The sequence below is a fragment of the Gilliamella sp. Lep-s35 genome (assembly GCF_009795845.1).
Classification (GTDB): domain Bacteria; phylum Pseudomonadota; class Gammaproteobacteria; order Enterobacterales; family Orbaceae; genus Gilliamella.
In genome coordinates this window covers 1-17514 of the sequence record NZ_WTEX01000018.1, presented here as the reverse complement: position 1 = coordinate 17514, position 17514 = coordinate 1, and the positions used below count along the sequence as shown (strand labels likewise).

Sequence of the window (17514 nt, the reverse complement as noted above, 5' to 3'; positions counted from 1 at the left end):
AAAATAGAATGAGCGCAATAATTTTAGATTTACAAATTGCTACCAAAGATTGCCAAAATCTGCCAACCGAGGCGCAAATTTTGCAATGGTTAGAGATTATTTTGCCACAATTTGTGGATAATGCCGAGCTAACTATTCGTATTGTTGATGAGCAAGAAAGTCAGCAATTAAATAATACCTATCGTCATAAAGATAAGCCAACCAATGTATTATCTTTTCCATTTGAGTCACCCATTGAAATTGATGTTCCTTTGCTTGGCGATTTGGTGATTTGTAAGCAAGTGGTTGAAGCGGAAGCAGATCAGCAACATAAATCATTAACTTCACACTGGGCACATATGATTGTGCATGGTTGTTTGCATCTATTGGGCTATGATCATATCCTTGACGACGAGGCCGAAGAAATGGAAAATATCGAAATTGATATTATGCAGCAGTTGGGGTTTGAAGATCCTTATCAACCCATTGATGAATAAAAATGTACGATAAGCCGTTTAGTTATATGCTATTTTGCAAACTTTTTTAGTAAGTAAATTAAGTAAACTAAGCCAAAAATAGTAAATTAATAATAAAGTAAGAAAGGAAAAGCACAAATGAGTGATGATAATCACCGGAGACCTAAAAAAGGGTTTGCATTATGGTTAAGTCAGTTATTTCATTCAGAACCAAAAGATAAAGAAGAACTGATCGAAGTGATCCGCGAAGCCGAAGAAAACGAGCTTATCGATCCCGATACGCTTGATATGATCGAAGGCGTTATGGATATTGCTGAACAACGCATTCGCGATATTATGATCCCCCGCTCTCAAATTGTTACCATTAAAGACAATTATTCACTTGATGAGTGTTTAGATATTATTTCTGAACATGGGCATTCCCGCTATCCTGTTATTAGTGAAGATCGCGATCATATTGAAGGGATTTTATTGGCAAAAGATCTGTTGATTTTTATTCGCCAAGGCGTCGATAATTTTGATTTGAAAAAAATCCTTAGACCAACCGTTGTTGTGCCTGAAAGTAAACGTGTTGATCATATGCTAAAAGAGTTTCGTATGCAGCGTTACCATATGGCAATGGCTATTGATGAGTTTGGCGGTGTGTCGGGGCTTGTGACTATCGAAGACATTTTAGAACTGATTGTTGGTGATATTGAAGATGAATATGACGAGGTTGAAGATCGTGATATCCGTCGCTTGTCCCCTTCGGTTTATACTGTTCGAGCACTTACACCCGTTGAAGATTTTAATGAAATCTTTGCCACTGATTTTAGTGATGATGAAATGGACACCATTGGCGGGCTTGTGATGCAGCATTTTGGTCGTTTACCTTTACGTGGCGAGAGTATTACAATTGATGGTTATCAATTTAAAGTAACCATTGCCGACAGAAGGCGTATTATTCAACTACATGTAACAATTCCTGATGGCGCAACAGCACCTAATTTAGAGTTACCTGAAAATGCTTAAGCCAATTTTATTAAGCTTGCTTTTAGGTGGTATAGCGGTTTTTAGCTATGCCCCTTTTCATATTTGGCCTTTAGCCTTTGTGTCGTTTGCTGGGCTATTATGGCTTATCGCCGATAAATCTAAAAAACAAGCCACGTTGCTTGGATTAAGTTGGGGTTTTGGCTACTTTTTAGCTGGCGTTCACTGGGTTTATATTAGTATTAAACAGTATGGAGAGTTACCGCCTTTTGTTGGCGTAATTATTCTGGGGCTTTTAGTTCTGTATTTGTCGATCTATCCAATGCTATTCGCCTTTTTATTGAGATTGACAAATCGGTTTGCTACGCCATTTTCGTTCAAACAGCTTGTGCTTGTAGCGCCAATTCTTTGGCAAGTGACCGAGTTTTTACGTGGCTATATTTTGACAGGTTTTGCTTGGTTACAATTAGGTTATAGTCAGCTTGATAGTCCTTTACGTGCTTATTTTTCTGTCTTTGGTATTGATGGTGTTAATTTAATTTTAGTGGTGTTATGTGGCTTGCTAGTTTATGGTATAAAATCCGCCACTGCAAAAATTCCTAAAAGGCACTCTTTTGGTGCATTTAATGCACTTATTACGATCTTTTTTGCACCAATTTCATTCAAAAATGTTGAATGGACAACCATCGATAACAGCCGTTCAGCTAATTTCGCCTTAATTCAAGGAAATATTTCACAGTCAATTCGTTGGACAAAAGAACAACTGAATAATACCTTACAGACCTATGCCAAGCTAACTCAAGATAACCTTGAAGAAAATAAGATCATTATATGGTCAGAAGCAAGCATTACCGATTACGAAATTAATCAGCAGTCTTTTTTACAACATTTGGATAATGAAGCCAGATCCCATAATGCTGAAATTGCTGTCGGTATTATTGATTATCGATTTGGTGAAGATGGTTATCAATCCAATGGTGATATCTATAATACACTATTAGTATTGGGTGAAAAGGAACCCTATCAATATCCGACAATAAATCGTTATCAAAAACACCATTTAGTGCCTTTTGGTGAATTTACACCACTAGAGTCAGTACTTGAGCCAATTGCTGAATTACTTAATGTTCCCATGTCATCAATGAAATCTGGCCAAGCAAAACAACCACAATTAGTTATAAAGGGCTTTAAATTTACGCCTGCTATTTGTTATGAAATTATTTTGTCAGATTTAATGCGACAAAAATTTACCCCTGATAGTGATTTTTTATTAACGGTGTCTAATGATGCATGGTTTGGCGATAGTATTGGTCCTAAACAGCATTTACAAATGGCACAAGCTAGAGCGCTTGAGTTTGGTCGGCCGTTAATTCGTAGTACTAATACAGGTATTACAGCCATTATTGATCAGCATGGAAATATTTTTAAACAATTGCCTCAATTCAAAACAGATGTTTTGTCAGCTTCTGTTTCACCAACAGTTGGGTTAACGCCTTATGCAAGATGGGGGAATATTCCTTACTTTGTTATTATGGCATTTATGTTTATCTCACTTTTTATAAAAAGACGTTCATAATTTATGATATTGGCATAATTTTTGCTTAAATATAATTAGGTTTAAGAAGTTTTAGTATAATCAATCATTAGCAAAAACACGCTGATTAGTGATTGTATCTAGCTCCGTGATAAATAGACAGTAAAAAGTACTTTTATGCAAAAAAATAAGTTATAATATACGGCCTTTGTAAAAATATTAAAATTATTTAATATGATACAAACTAAACAGTAGGAGATGAGTATGAACAAAAAGACAAAATTAACCAAATTAGTGTTATCATTTGCAATGTTAGGTCTAATGACTGGTTCAGCTATTGCAGAAGAGCTAAGCGGTACATTAGCCAAAATTAAAGATACAGGTGTTATTGTTGTTGGTCATCGAGAATCTTCGATTCCATTTTCCTATTATGGTGAAAAACAAGAAGTTATTGGTTATTCACAAGACTATTCTAATTTAATTGTTGATGCAGTTAAAAAAGAATTAAATTTGCCAAATCTTCAAGTAAAATATTTACCAATTACCTCTAAGACTCGTATTCAATTACTTAACAACTATACTTATGATTTCGAATGTGGTTCAACCACAAATAACCTTGAACGTCAAAAAACAGTTGATTTTTCAGACAGTATTTTTATTGTTGGTACGCGCTTCTTAGTCAAAGCAGATAGCAATATCAATAGTATTGAAGATTTAAAAGGCAAAAATGTGGTAACTACTGCTGGCACAACGTCAGAAATCCGTTTAAATCAAATCAACAATAAAGATAACCTAGGTATTCGTATCATTACGCCAAAAGATCATGGCGATGCATTCAATGCACTTGAAACGGGTCGCGCTGTGGCATTTTTAATGGATGATGCATTACTTGCTGGTGAACGTTCTCGTGCAATTAATCCTGCTGAATGGAAAATTATTGGTGAACCGCTTTCTTATGAATCTTATGGTTGTATGTTAAGAAAAGGCGATACTCAATTTAAACAATTAATGGATAAAACCATTGCTGATGCACAAAAGTCAGGAAAGGCATTAGAATCCTATAACAAATGGTTTACTCAACCTGTTCCGCCAAAAGGTGCAAATATGGGTCTTGAGATTTCACCAAAAATGGTTGAACTATTTGCCAATCCTAATGATAAAGCATTAGATTAGTACTTTTCTTGTCTTTCCATCCATGTACTGAATGTGACAGCATTTGGTACATGATCTAATTTAGCGAATTAAATATATTATGATTTTTGATTGGATACAATTTATTAAAGCATGCTGTATACGTGTTTTCGACTTCTTTGTAAACTTTAACTGGATGCTTTTTTTTGAACCAACTCCTTATGGTGATGGAATTTATTTAAACTGGCTTTTAGACGGTGTTATCGTCACGGCTTCATTAGCTTTTACTGCATGGATCATCGCTTTTGTACTAGGATCGCTTGTTGGGATATGTAGAACATTAGATAATAAATTTTTAAATAACTTTGCAGCAAGTTATATTCAGCTATTTCGTAATATTCCATTACTTGTACAAATGTTTTTGTGGTACATGATACTGCCTGTAATATTAAGTGGCCGTATAAAAGTTTGGTTTATATCTGATTTATCGCCCAATGTAAGCGCATTTATCACTGCGGCAATAGCACTAGGTTTGTTTACTTCAGCACGTATTGCTGAACAGGTAAGAACTGGCATTCAAACGTTACCAAAAGGTCAACGCTATGCCGCTATTGCTCTAGGTTTAACGAATCGACAAGCTTATATGTATGTTTTATTACCAAACGCTTATCGACGTATTATTCCACCATTAACATCAGAAATGACCAATATTATTAAAAACTCATCGGTCGCTTCAACAATTGGGTTAATTGATTTGATTGGTCAAATCGATCGTATCAATGAGTCAACTAATAGCATTATTGAAATATTGTTGGGTGTGACTATTACCTTTATGCTGATTAATTATTTGGTAATTACTGTGATGCGAATTGTTGAAAAGTACACTCGCTTACCTAACATGAGTCATGGAGGATAATATGCAGTTAATTAATTGGATTGCAAATATCCCTTCATTAGTATTAGATAATTATGAATTATTATTAAGTGGATTATGGCTAACAACTAAAATCACTTTCATCGCAGTTGCTTTTGGCATTGTTTGGGGAACCGTACTGGCGTTAATGCGCTTATCTAATATTAAAATATTAAATATTTTTGCAAAAAGTTATGTTACTTTATTTCGCTCAATACCTCTTTTATTAGTGTTATTATGGTTCTATTTAGCACTACCACAAGTGATTAAATATGTATTTAACTTACCACCTTATGCAGATGTACGTATTGCATCAGCGATGATTGCTTTTGCACTATTTGAAGCTGCCTATTATTCTGAAATCATTCGTGCGGGTATTAATGCCGTTGCAAAAGGACAATACCACGCTGCTTATGCACTAGGAATGACTAAAAGCCAAGCAATGCGTTTAATTATTTTACCGCAAGCGTTTAGATCAATGGTGCCATTATTATTAACCCAAGGTATTATCTTATTTCAAGATACGTCTTTAGTTTATGTTATGGGGTTAATAGATTTATTTGGCGCAAGTGTAACTCAAATTGGGGGCACCCAAGGCGGTACAGATAAATATTCAATGATTATTTTTGCAGCAGCAAGTTATTTTGTAATTTGTTTTACTGCTTCATGTTTAGTTAATTATTTTAAAAAAGGGATAAATCGATGATCTCCTTAGAAAATATATCAAAATGGTATGGACAATTTCAGGTATTAAAAAACTGCACCACGCGAGTTGGTAAAGGCGAAGTTGTTGTTGTGTGTGGTCCTTCAGGTTCAGGTAAATCAACACTGATAAAAACCGTTAATGCTTTAGAGCCTATTCAAAAAGGTAAAATTGTTATTAATGGTACAGAAATTACTAACAAGTCAACAAATTTAGCAAAATTACGTTCTAAAGTGGGCATGGTGTTTCAACACTTTGAACTGTTTCCACATTTAACTATTTTAAAAAATCTAACACTTGCACAAATTAAAGTGTTAGGTCGAACAGACGAAGAAGCTCGAGAAAAAGCGCTTAATCTTTTAGAGCGTGTTGGTTTACTTGCCCATGCAGATAAATACCCTGCTCAGCTCTCTGGTGGTCAACAACAACGTGTAGCGATCGCTCGTGCATTATGTATGGATCCTATTGTTATGTTGTTTGATGAACCAACCTCAGCACTCGATCCTGAAATGGTTAACGAAGTGTTAGATGTTATGGTAGAGCTCGCTTATGAAGGTATGACCATGATGGTTGTTCCCCATGAAATGGGCTTTGCTCGTAAAGTAGCCCACCGAGTTATCTTTATGGATGCGGGCGAAATCATTGAAGATACATCAAAAGAACAATTCTTCACCAATCCACAATCCGATCGTGCTAAAGACTTTTTAGCTAAAATCATCCACTAATAAAATAACAGGGCTTAACTGTCCTGTTTTTATTTGTTAAGCTTTAATATGCTTAATACAATACATTTAATGATTATTCTGTAATAAATTCACCAAACCACTGTGCCTTTGAGTTTGACTTTTGACTGCTTGTAATAAAATCGGTTCAGTGGCATAAATAGAAACTGTTTTTTTAGCGCGAGTAATAGCGGTATAAAGCAATGAACGATTTAGCAGTGGCGAATAATCAGTTGGCAGGATAATATTGACATGATCAAACTCTGAACCTTGCGATTTATGGATAGTCATGGCATACGCTGTTTCATGTTCAGGTAAGCGAAATGGTGAAAATCCTTTAATCGAACCGTCAGCAAATGGAAAATATACCCGCAATTTTGAGCTGTCATGCTCAGCCATTAATGTAATGCCAATATCGCCATTATAGAGCCCTAATGAAGTGCTATTACGCAAAATCATAATTGGTCGCCCAACATACCATGTTTCTTTGTTTTTTAATTGAATCAATTTATTTTTGGCTAATAGTAATTCAATTTGTTTGTTTAAACCTTCTACGCCAAAGTGGCCTTCTCTTACTGCGCAAAGTAAGCGGTATTGGGCAAATTTAGCTAAAACTGATGCGATATCGTTAATGCCAGTTTGTTTAATCGCATTTAAATAATGTTTATAGTGGTGAATGCTATCATGTAAAACATCTTCATAAACTTGTTGAGATGATAGCGGATGATATTGGATATCGTTTAGTGGCTGCTCATCTGTTAATAATTTTTTAACGGCATTTAAGCGCCCTTCTTTCACAGCATTAGCTAACAAACCAATGCCTGATGATTCGTTAAAACGGTAACTCTTTTGTAATAAACAAATACTGTCGGTAATTGTTGCTGTTTGTTCACAAGCTGGCACATTATAACCAGTTAATTGGCTTAGCTCTTTTGCCCTAGGTTGACTATAACCTTGAGTAATAAAAGTACAAAGGTCACCAAATACAGCTCCAGCTTCAACAGATGAAAGCTGATCTTTATCACCAAGCAGAATCAAGCGTGCTAAAATAGGTAACGCTTCAATCACTCTTGCCATCATGTTTAAATCAACCATAGAGGCTTCATCAATAACTAACACATCAATATGTAAAGGATTATTTTTGTTGTGCGTAAATGAGCTGTTATCAGCTTTTGCACCTAATAAACGGTGTAAGGTGATTGCTTCGGCCTTTAGGTTTAATGATGCAAAATTGAGTTGTTCTATTGTTCGACTCAGTGATTCTGTTAACCTTGATGCCGCTTTACCTGTTGGCGCTGCCGTCACAATTCGAGCATTAGGATTGGTTAATAAAACTCCTGCTAAAATCTTAGCTACAGTTGTTGTTTTACCTGTGCCAGGCCCACCCGAAATAATCGCTACTTTGCGTGTTAATGCCGCTGCAACAGCTACTTTTTGCCAATCAGTTTGAGATTGTTGCTGAGTAAAAAGCTGATTTAGTATAGTGCTTAAATCAGGATAATAACTTGGTTGTTCACTAAAAGTTGTATGATTAAAATATTGTGCGACATTCGTTTCGTCCAACCACATTCGTTGAAAATAAAGTTTATTTTCAATAAACACAAGGGGAGACAAGTTTGTGCCATCACTCACAACCTGATTATGGCTTGCTTGTTCAAGAGTGAGGCGCCAATCTTGTTCGTTTGGCGAGGCTAAAGCTAACCAAAGTGATGTATCAATAGCCGGAGGGGTTAAAAGTGTTAGATCAAGACAAACATGTCCCGATCTAACCTCTTTACTTAGTGATAGAACCAAAAAACTAAAACGTTTGGTAGTAATATCATCATTTAACATTGCTTTATTCGTCAAAAACGTTGCCAAATGAATATCTAGCAAACTAATTTGGCTATCTTGTTTAAATTGGTTTAACCACTCGTTTAACATATTTTATTTCTGTTATTCACTTATTTATAAACCAATTATATCGTTAACTTTATCTTTTGGATAAGTTAGTTTAAAACTTAAATTAAGATTTTTATTTTCGCTTGGGTTTAACTTAAATTCCCATATTAATTCGCCAGTTTCTTTATTATAGGTTGCACCATCATATCTAGCATCATCAAGTGAAACGGATTTATTAACTATTATCGGCAATTGATCATAAACAACAAGATCAATCGGTAATGTTTTGGCATTTTTTACGTCAATGGTGTAAGCATATTTTTGTGAAATATCATTACCAAATAACGATGGTTTTGATGTTTCATTAACATTACGATTACGCGCAATAAAGATATTTTTATCTTTTCCTAAAGAGATATCTAACGTCTCTTTTAAATCTTTAGTAGTAATAAAGCTTTCGCCAATATAATTACCATTAAAAAATACCGTTGACTTACCTGGTAAAAGGTTAAGTCTATCCCAATCAACAATTTGCGCTTGTAAGTACACACTGCTATCTAATTTAGGAATAGCAATATAATGATATTTTGCCTCCACTTCTTTATTTTGTAATGTAAGGATATTATTATTGCTATTGGATTTAATCGTATAAGGTAATTTAACCTCGAAGCGAGTATTAATATCTGATGTATTGGTTAATGCATTATCATTATTATCATCGATATAGACATCTGCATCAATATCGAAGGCAACTTTTGACTTTTTAGCGCTCATGTTACCATCATTTTTCAACAATCCGTTTTTTTGGGTATATATATCAATATACCAAGGAACTAAATTTGGGGCGATTACTCCTTCACTTGGATTCGAAGTCGATAAACTAAAATCAACATTTTGCCAATCTAAACCTGTATTTTGATAAATATCCGCTTTATAAGTTAACTGTAACGGCGAATTAATATCAGCAACACGCACATCATAAATTGGTGCCCAACCCGCTTTATTAGTAACATAGGACAAGGTAACAGGCAGAGTAATATCTTTATTAGAATAAACTTTTACGGTAATTGCATTTGTTGTATTTTTTGCTGATGCTTTCTGTTTATCGATCTTATCTTGGCATTGTAGTATCTGCTCATCTATCTGATCGACTTGTTTTTGTAGTTTGTTTTGTTCGTTTAATACTGTAACTAAATTAGTTTTAATAAAATCTAATGCACTTTGCATTCCATTTAAATCATCATTAGCACCTTTAACTAACAAATCTAAACGATTCCCTTGTAAAAGAGTAACTTGTTCTGATACTGCTTTTAATTCAATTTCGATTGTATCGTGTTTTTCTTGTAAATTTTGTAATTCTTCAAATAAAGATTGAATTTCTTGGTTTTCTTTACTATTGTCAATATAATTATCATTGAATGATGTTGATAATACTTTCACGTTAGCATCATTGCCAAATCCAACATTAATGGAATTAGCTTTAACGCCATTGGCAATTCCAGTCAATAAAATTTCACTTTCGCCTTTCGTCAACGATACCGTTGATTGCCCTTGTAATTCGGCACCTTGCAAAAAAAGCGTTACTTTATTAAGTGTTACATTATTGTTCGCAAAAACACTGCTAGAAGCAAACGCAATAAAAAAAGCTAATTTTTGAATTTTCATACCATTCCTCTTAAATAAATTATTTAAATTAAAAATTTGAATATAAATGACTGATATCTCAGTTAAAAATAATGCGATTTAATATCATTAATAACAAATAAGTATTCACTATTTTAAAGGTAATTTCTATAAAATTTAATCAATTAATATAAAGACAAATTATTTTGGTTTAATATGTTGAACAAAAATAAAATTTATTATATATTTCGTTAAAGATAAAAAACAAAAATAAGGGGACTTTTATGAGTAGCTTTAGTTATTTAAAAAAAACAATCAAACGAAAAAATTTGTCATTACAAACTGTGGCTGATGCTTGTCAAATGACTAAAGGTTATTTAAGTCAGCTTATTAACGATAAAATTAAAAACCCTAGTGCTCAAAAATTACAATCACTCCATCAATATTTACAAATCGAACAGCCGTCCAAAGATAAGAAAGTAGGTGTTATTTTTGGTAAATTTTATCCTTTACATACTGGGCACATTTACCTTATTCAGCGTGCAATTAGTCAAGTTGATGAGTTGTATGTAGTACTTTGTTCTGATACAACTCGAGATATGGCATTATTTGAGCAAAGCGCTATGTCTCGCCAACCAACAATTAATGACCGTATTCGCTGGTTATTACAAACGTTTAAATATCAAAAAAATATCCACATTGAATTATTAGAAGAAGACGGCATCCCTGCTTATCCTAATGGTTGGCATGAGTGGAGCGCACGAGTCAAAAAATTGTTTCAAGAAAAAGGCATAAATCCCGATTGTGTTTACTCAAGCGAACCGCAAGATGTTGCGATGTATAAAGATTTATTTGATTTAGATACCGTGCTCATCGATCCTAAACGCCAATTTATGCAAGTCAGTGGTACACAAATCCGTCAAGCACCACTTAAAAATTGGCAATATATTCCAACAGAAGTTAGGCCATTTTTTGTTAGAACGGTGGCTATTTTAGGTGGTGAATCAAGCGGCAAATCAACCTTAGTTAACAAACTTGCTAATGTATTTAATACTACCAGTGCTTGGGAATATGGCCGAGACTATGTGTTTTCACATCTTGGTGGTGATGAACGAGCTTTGCAATATGCCGATTATGACAAAATCGCCTTAGGCCATGCACAATACATTGATTTTGCAATAAAACATGCCAATAAAGTTTCGTTTATTGATACCGATTTTGTGACAACTCAAGCTTTTTGTAAAAAATATGAAGGTAAAGAGCATCCTTTTTTACAAGCGATGATTAATAACTACCGTTTTGATTTAGTGATTTTATTAGGCAATAACACCCCTTGGGTCGCTGATGGGTTACGCCATTTGGGTAGCCCTAAGCAACGCAAAGACTTTCAGCAATTACTCATTTCGATTCTTGAAAAAAATAATATTAATTATATTCAAATCGATTCGCCTGATTATGAAGAGCGCTATTTGCGCTGTATTGAACTCGTTAACCAACTTATTAACAATGAAGAGTATTAATTATGAATAAATTAAGCGACATTATTATTTTAATCGGACGCAATAAATTCTATCCATTATTTTGTATATTATGTGTAACATTGGCATTTTTATACACGAATCCATTAACTAAATTTGATTTACGCTATACGGTTTCTTACATAGGCTCTTTTTGCGGTCTAATCTGTGTTATTTTATTAGCAAAGCGTAAAAACGTAGGTAATATATTAGGCATGTTTGCTGGTGTTGCTGAATGTTCTGCTAATATTCTTGGAGGCAATATTGGTGCTGGATTACCATCAATTTACTATTTTTGTTCACATATCTATGGTTTACTTACATGGAAAAAGAACATAGATAATAATAAAAATATTAAAGTCCGTTCACTAAGTGAAACTAGCTTTTTATATACTCTCATCTTTCTGATTGTTGCTGCTTTTATCAATGTTTATCTAACGGATAAAATTGGTACACCTAATACAACTTACCAACTTGTTATTAATAGTTTCATCTTTGGATTAGGTTTGGTTGCTCAGTTATTACTGATGATGAGATACTCTTTTAACTGGTATGTATGGATAATATTAAATGTATTGGTTATTATTTTAAATATCTATACCAACAACATTATTATCGCAACACAATACTTAATTTACCTATTTAATGCCATTTATGGAATTTGTGAATGGAAGCGTTCTGAACAAAAAGAGTAGCTAGACTAGATTTTGTAAAAAAGTTTCAGGAAAGCCCCTTGTTTCAGTATAAAAATAGGAAATAACCTTTTTATTTCCTATTTTTTATTTAAGATAAACACTGATCTTCATCATCAAATATTAAATACTCCTATAATTAATGCAAAACGGAAGTAAAAAATTACGCAGTGTAGTTAGTGTGTTATATTTTAAGGGGAATTATTTCATGCTTCATGAAGTATTTTTGTGTTATAAATGGTTAACTATCATTATTACTTTAAAAAAATTCACACAATAGATATTAAATTTCTTTAGATTTACCAACGATATGGTAATATCTTATCCTTTTTAATATTATAAAAACACTTATTATGATGAAGAAAATAAAATACTGTTTACTATTAGCTTATAGCCTTACACTTGTTGGTTGTTCTGAACCTAGCTCCATTGAACGTTGGATTGACAACCCCACCAATAACGAAATCAAAGTCGCTATTGATGGAAACGAACTAACCATCCCAGCAAAATCAGGCGTTAATTATACATTTGAATATGGCAAACATACCTTATCGTATAATGATGACAACTTCAATTTTGTCGTAAAACCAGCTCAATTTGGAGACTCAGGTCTTGTTAACCCAACACAAAGTAACTATTTTTTATACACTGCTATCTATTCAACAACCGATATCAGCGATGAAGAGGCAACTAAAATATTAAAATCCAAAAAAGAGATTAATAACATTCCGGTCATTATTAATGGTGAAGAATTTGAAATAGAGGTTTCAGCAAAATTAATTAATGATGTATTGATTGAAAAAAGTAATTATCATTGGGATTATTCTTATGATCAGCCTTTTCCAGAAGAAATAACACAAAATCTAAGATTAAAGAAAAAACAATCTTATCACGAACGGTTAAAAAAATTATACCGTGAAAGTGATTTTATTGAGTATTTAAAAGGAGATTCTGGTGAAGAAAAAATTGGTTTTACTTATAACCCTAAAAAGTTCAGTAATATAAATCAATATGTTATTCCTAATATTGATTTAAATAGCATAAAATGTAAAGAAGGTCGCCAATATATGGAAAGTCTTTTAAATGATTGGAATCACCTTCTTACCTTAAAAGGTAGTGATTTTACAAAACCATACAATAATTTAGCATCCAATGATGCAATGGCTAAAAGCTATAACACAGAAAGCCAATGTACAAAAGAAAACGATCCAGAGCAAACTTATAGTAAAGTATTAAGACCATTTATTGATGCTCTTCGAGATACTCGTGACGTCAATTTTTATGTAATCAAATAATATTAGTATTTCATAAAAAAGAGGCTGTTTAATAGCCTCTTTAAAAATATAACAATTTTATCAAATTCACGTTCAATTTAGGATTAAATAGCCTTATCTAAAATAAACCACGCGCAATATTACTTTATAAATAATTGCTTTTCAATCCATTAAAAATTCAAATGAAATCAATTGATTTTTTTAAACAATTTTGGGGATCTGTTTGTTTTTATTTAATAAATAAAAACCCTAGATTTTCTAGGGTTTTTGATTAGGTTTATTTGTCTAATTATTTATTTTTTGCTTTATATTCCGCATAATATTCCTCGGCTAATTTACGCATTGATAAGCCAATTGCGGCATATTGGTACTCATTTAAATTCGCTAACGAGGCTCGGGCTGATGGGTGTTGTACGGCAAATCCTTTACCTGGTAATAGCACTACACCCGCTTCGTCGGCAATTCTAAATAGCATTTCAGATGGATTTTTATTTTTTAGGATCCATTTTGCGAATTTGTCGTCATATAACTCTCGGCAAATATGCTCTAAGTCAACTAATGTGTAGTAATCTACACTGTTTTCATCCGTTTTATGTTGCATACCTAAATGTTGATAAAGTGATGCTGCACGGCGACGGATTAATGATTTTAATGCGTTTTTATAACTTTGATCGCTATCCATCATTTCGCATAAGGCAAATAATACCATCTGTACTTGTTGCGGAGTTGAAAGCCCTGCAGTATGGTTTAAAGCAACCGCACGGCTATCGGCCACTAAACGATCAATAAATTTTAGATTTTCAGGTTCAGTAACAATTGAGCTGTAGCGTTTGTTTAAGATCTGTTTGGTTTTATTTGGCAGTGCTTTAATGGCTTTGTCTATCACATTATCGCGTGCCGTTGCAATAACACCTAAACGCCAACCTGTTGCTCCAAAATATTTCGAAAATGAATAAACTAAAATGGTATTTTGAGGGCAGATTGCAAATAAAGATTGGAAATCATCAGCAAATGTACCATAAACATCATCAGTTAGAATAATTAGTTCAGGGCGTTTTTTGACAATGTCGGCAATGATTTTTAAGCTTTTATCATCAATTTTAACTGATGGTGGGTTTGATGGGTTAACAACGAAAAAGGCTTTGATTGATGGATCTTCTAATTTTCGTAGTTCTGATTCAGGATACTGCCAATTTAAGTTAGGATCAGAATTGATTAACACTTCAACAAGTTGGTAATCGTTAAGTTCAGGAATTTCAAGATAAGGTGTGAATATTGGTGCACCAATGGCTATTTTATCACCCTTTTCAATTAATCCGTTTTCTTTCATTGAATTAAAAATATAAGCCATGGCTGCTGTGCCACCTTCAACAGCAAAGAGGTCAATATTATCACGATCTAAATATTGAGCCCCCATTTGTTGTAAAACATAGGATTTTACGACATCTTCGCTAAAGTGTAGCATTCTATCTGGTACAGGATAATTACAGCCTAAAATACCTTCGATCATTTCTTGTAGAAAGGCGTTTTCATCAAGTCCAAGTTGATCACGAATATAAGAAAACGCTTTACCTAAAAATGCCACTCCAGGAGTGTTGTAATTTTGGCGAACAAAATGTTCAAAGCGACCTGTTAAACCCGCTTTGATTGGCATGCCACCAACACCTTCATTTAAATATGAAAATGACATTTCAGATTCTTGGGTGGCAAAAATGCCTAGTTGGAAAAAGGCTTGACGTGGCCATGTAGCAAGAAAGTTAGGATTGCCACGACCTGCATTTAGCATAGCGCGATCAGCATGGCTTTGTGCTAACTCGATTAAACTATCTTTAAGTTCAAAAGGGCTTAAATTGGCGTATTTTGCATATTCTGTTTTGTTTTTCATAATCTGTATCCTGTATATTTCAATTAAACGAAAGCGATAACCAATGGGCCTAATAATGTTAGGAACACATTAGCTAGTGCATAGGTAATGGCAAAAGAGTTAGTAGGTGTTGAGTTGCCTGCTTTGTTAAGTACTTCACCAAAAGCAGGGTTAGCGCTACGCGCGCCAGCTAAAGCGCCAGCAAATACAGCGGTATTTTTATAACCGAGTATGTATTTACCAAAGTAAATAGCAAGTAGCATTGGCAATAACGTTACAACAACACCAATTAAAAACAAAGATAAGCCTTGTTCTTGGATAGTATGAATTGCTTGAAGACCTGAACTTAAGCCAACAATAGCAACAAAACCAGCTAAACCAAAATCTTTTAGTAGCTGTACAGCACCGGTTGGAATATTACCGACAGTTTGATGAAGTGAGCGATACCAACCAAATAATAGACCTGATAAAAGCGCACCACCACCAGCACCTAAGGTAATTGGAATATTGCTGACACGAATCACAATTAAACCAATAATTAAACCAACAACAAGCCCTAAACCATGGAATATCCAGTCAGTTTTATCGCTTTTGGCGATCGGTGCCCCGATTTTATCAACAACACGTTTAAGATCACTTGTGCTACCATATACTGTAATCACATCACCAAGTTTTAAGTTAATATCGTTATTAAGTGGTAGTGGCATGCCATCGCGGTGAATTGCGATTAAGTAGATGCCGTGTTTTAATTTCATCACTTCGTCAGATGATAAAACGTTAGATAGGTTTTGCCCAACATAACGTGTGTTACGCATTTCGACATCTTGGGTGCTCATCACAACATCCATACCTGATACTGAGTTAATTTCTTCACCAAGTAGATCGCTAGCGCTAATCATGGCATCACGGTGACCAACAACCAGAATGATATCTTTTGATTTGAGTAAAGTATCAGGCGTTGCTTCAATTATTTTATTGCCGCGTTTGATACGTTCAATGCTAATCCCATTAATTGTTTTTTCAATATGTTCGACGGTTTGATTGATTTTATTGGTGATACGATATAAGCGGCCAGTGACATCCGATAAAGCTAAATTCTGATCGCTACCTAATAAAAGTGAACCGTGAAGTTGTTCGGCCTGTGCTTTCATTGCGTCATCGCTAATATCACTCCCCATAATTTTAGGTAGAATGTTAACGCACACAATAATGGCACCAAGCGAACCAAAGATGTAAGTAACAGCATAACCAATGGTGACATTTGCCTGCATTTTGCTTAACTCTTCAGCACTCAAGCCAAGTTGACTTAATGCATCAGATGCAGTACCCATAATAGCCGATTGCGTTAATCCACCTGCAGCTAAACCAGCAGCAAGTCCTTTATCTAAATTAAATAATTTAGACAATACAACAACAGTGATTAACCCTGCAACAGCAATAAAGAGTGCTAAAAAGATTTCGCGTAAGGTCTTAACACCTAGCGAACGGAAGAACTGAGGGCCACTTTCAAAACCAACAGCATAAATAAAGAGAGCAAAAAGTACTGCTTTAACACCAGCATCAATGCTAACGCCAAAAACACTTAATGCAACAGCAACAAGTAATGAACCAGCAACGCCACCTAGTTGGAATTTTCCAATTCGAATAGCGCCAATTAAATACCCTAAACTTAAAGATAGAAATAAAAGAATTTCTGGTGAGTGTTTAAGCCCATCTAAAATCCATTGTGAAAGCCATTGAAACATAATAATTGTCCTTATAGCGCAATGATTTGTGATTAATGAATTTGAAAAGATACATTTGGCATTTAAATAATATTCATAAAATATTATGAATACTTTTACATGTTAAACCGCAAACTAAAGAATAGATATTCAGTTTTAACGATTAATATCATTGTTAAAAGGGAGGTGTAATAGTTAAAATCGTTAATAAAAACTATAATGTATTAATTGGGTTTTATGCATAACACAAAAAAGGGCTATTTACAGCCCTTTTCAGATTAATGACAAACCTCGATATAATTCGGGGTTTATTTTTTTATTTAAACCATAAACAGGATTTTTAATTTGGATTCTATTAAATAAATTAAAAAATGGCCTAAAAAAACGTAACAAAAATAGCTTTATCGCTATTTTCTTGATATTTTGTGCCGTTGCGGCCAATAAACACTGCATTTGAACCTGTGCTCTTCCCCTAAATCTTGCATAGCGATGTCCGTGGTGTTGTTTAGCAT

At 34.0% G+C, this 17514-nt stretch carries 15 protein-coding genes; 10 read left to right on the top strand and 5 right to left on the bottom strand.

The features are described 5' to 3' along the window. The first annotated feature begins 8 nt into the window (after positions 1-8). The 7 genes from ybeY (at position 9) to GQ590_RS08630 (ending at position 6430) form a co-directional block, all read left to right on the top strand. A complete protein-coding gene (ybeY, locus tag GQ590_RS08660) occupies positions 9-476 on the top strand; it encodes an rRNA maturation RNase YbeY (protein WP_160408250.1) in 468 nt (155 codons plus the stop codon). 117 nt (positions 477-593) lie between these two features. Next, a complete protein-coding gene (gene corC, locus GQ590_RS08655; protein WP_160408252.1) occupies positions 594-1466 on the top strand; it encodes a CNNM family magnesium/cobalt transport protein CorC in 873 nt (290 codons plus the stop codon). Then, the gene (gene lnt, locus GQ590_RS08650; protein ID WP_160408254.1) at positions 1459-3000 is read left to right on the top strand and encodes an apolipoprotein N-acyltransferase; all 1542 of its coding nucleotides are present in this window, start codon (positions 1459-1461) and stop codon (positions 2998-3000) included. Before corC ends, lnt begins: the two co-directional genes overlap by 8 nt. Positions 3001-3222: 222 nt before the next feature. Continuing rightward, on the top strand, positions 3223-4131 hold the full coding sequence (locus GQ590_RS08645) for a glutamate/aspartate ABC transporter substrate-binding protein (RefSeq protein WP_065560951.1): 909 nt from the start codon (positions 3223-3225) through the stop codon (positions 4129-4131). Between the two features lie 154 nt (positions 4132-4285). Next, positions 4286-5005 carry an amino acid ABC transporter permease gene (locus tag GQ590_RS08640; protein WP_202112942.1) on the top strand — a complete coding sequence of 240 codons (720 nt, stop codon included), beginning with the start codon at positions 4286-4288 and terminating at the stop codon, positions 5003-5005. 1 nt (position 5006) lies between these two features. Next, a complete protein-coding gene (locus tag GQ590_RS08635; RefSeq protein WP_065636212.1) occupies positions 5007-5708 on the top strand; it encodes an ABC transporter permease subunit in 702 nt (233 codons plus the stop codon). Next, the gene (locus tag GQ590_RS08630; RefSeq protein ID WP_160422578.1) at positions 5705-6430 is read left to right on the top strand and encodes an amino acid ABC transporter ATP-binding protein; all 726 of its coding nucleotides are present in this window, start codon (positions 5705-5707) and stop codon (positions 6428-6430) included. Before GQ590_RS08635 ends, GQ590_RS08630 begins: the two co-directional genes overlap by 4 nt. 66 nt (positions 6431-6496) lie before the next feature. Here the strand turns inward: GQ590_RS08630 and recD are convergent, their stop codons facing one another. Together recD and GQ590_RS08620 are read right to left on the bottom strand one after the other, a co-directional pair. Beyond that, positions 6497-8350: an exodeoxyribonuclease V subunit alpha gene (gene recD / locus GQ590_RS08625; RefSeq protein ID WP_160408258.1), complete on the bottom strand. Its 1854-nt coding sequence runs from the start codon at positions 8348-8350 to the stop codon at positions 6497-6499. 24 nt (positions 8351-8374) lie between these two features. Beyond that, positions 8375-9973 (bottom strand): mucoidy inhibitor MuiA family protein, encoded by a 1599-nt coding sequence (locus GQ590_RS08620; protein WP_160408260.1) that lies wholly within the window; start codon positions 9971-9973, stop codon positions 8375-8377. 242 nt (positions 9974-10215) lie between these two features. On the opposite strand from GQ590_RS08620, the gene nadR reads away from it, so the two are divergent. From nadR to GQ590_RS08605, 3 genes are all read left to right on the top strand, one after another. After that, the gene (gene nadR, locus GQ590_RS08615; protein WP_160408262.1) at positions 10216-11451 is read left to right on the top strand and encodes a multifunctional transcriptional regulator/nicotinamide-nucleotide adenylyltransferase/ribosylnicotinamide kinase NadR; all 1236 of its coding nucleotides are present in this window, start codon (positions 10216-10218) and stop codon (positions 11449-11451) included. A gap of 2 nt (positions 11452-11453) precedes the next feature. Next, positions 11454-12143, top strand: a complete 690-nt coding sequence (pnuC, locus tag GQ590_RS08610; protein ID WP_160408264.1) for a nicotinamide riboside transporter PnuC — start codon at positions 11454-11456, stop codon at positions 12141-12143. 350 nt (positions 12144-12493) lie between these two features. Continuing rightward, positions 12494-13435, top strand: coding sequence for a hypothetical protein (locus GQ590_RS08605; RefSeq protein ID WP_160408266.1), 942 nt, complete (start codon positions 12494-12496; stop codon positions 13433-13435). Between the two features lie 268 nt (positions 13436-13703). On the opposite strand, the gene GQ590_RS08600 is transcribed toward GQ590_RS08605, so the two are convergent. The 3 genes from GQ590_RS08600 to GQ590_RS12475 form a co-directional block, all read right to left on the bottom strand. Then, positions 13704-15299, bottom strand: a complete 1596-nt coding sequence (locus GQ590_RS08600; RefSeq protein WP_160408268.1) for a bifunctional aspartate transaminase/aspartate 4-decarboxylase — start codon at positions 15297-15299, stop codon at positions 13704-13706. Between the two features lie 23 nt (positions 15300-15322). Next, on the bottom strand, positions 15323-17023 hold the full coding sequence (aspT, locus tag GQ590_RS08595) for an aspartate-alanine antiporter (protein WP_160408270.1): 1701 nt from the start codon (positions 17021-17023) through the stop codon (positions 15323-15325). A gap of 252 nt (positions 17024-17275) precedes the next feature. Continuing rightward, positions 17276-17514, bottom strand: a 239-nt coding sequence (locus GQ590_RS12475; protein ID WP_337189579.1) for a transposase, incomplete at its 5' end; no start/stop codon positions are given.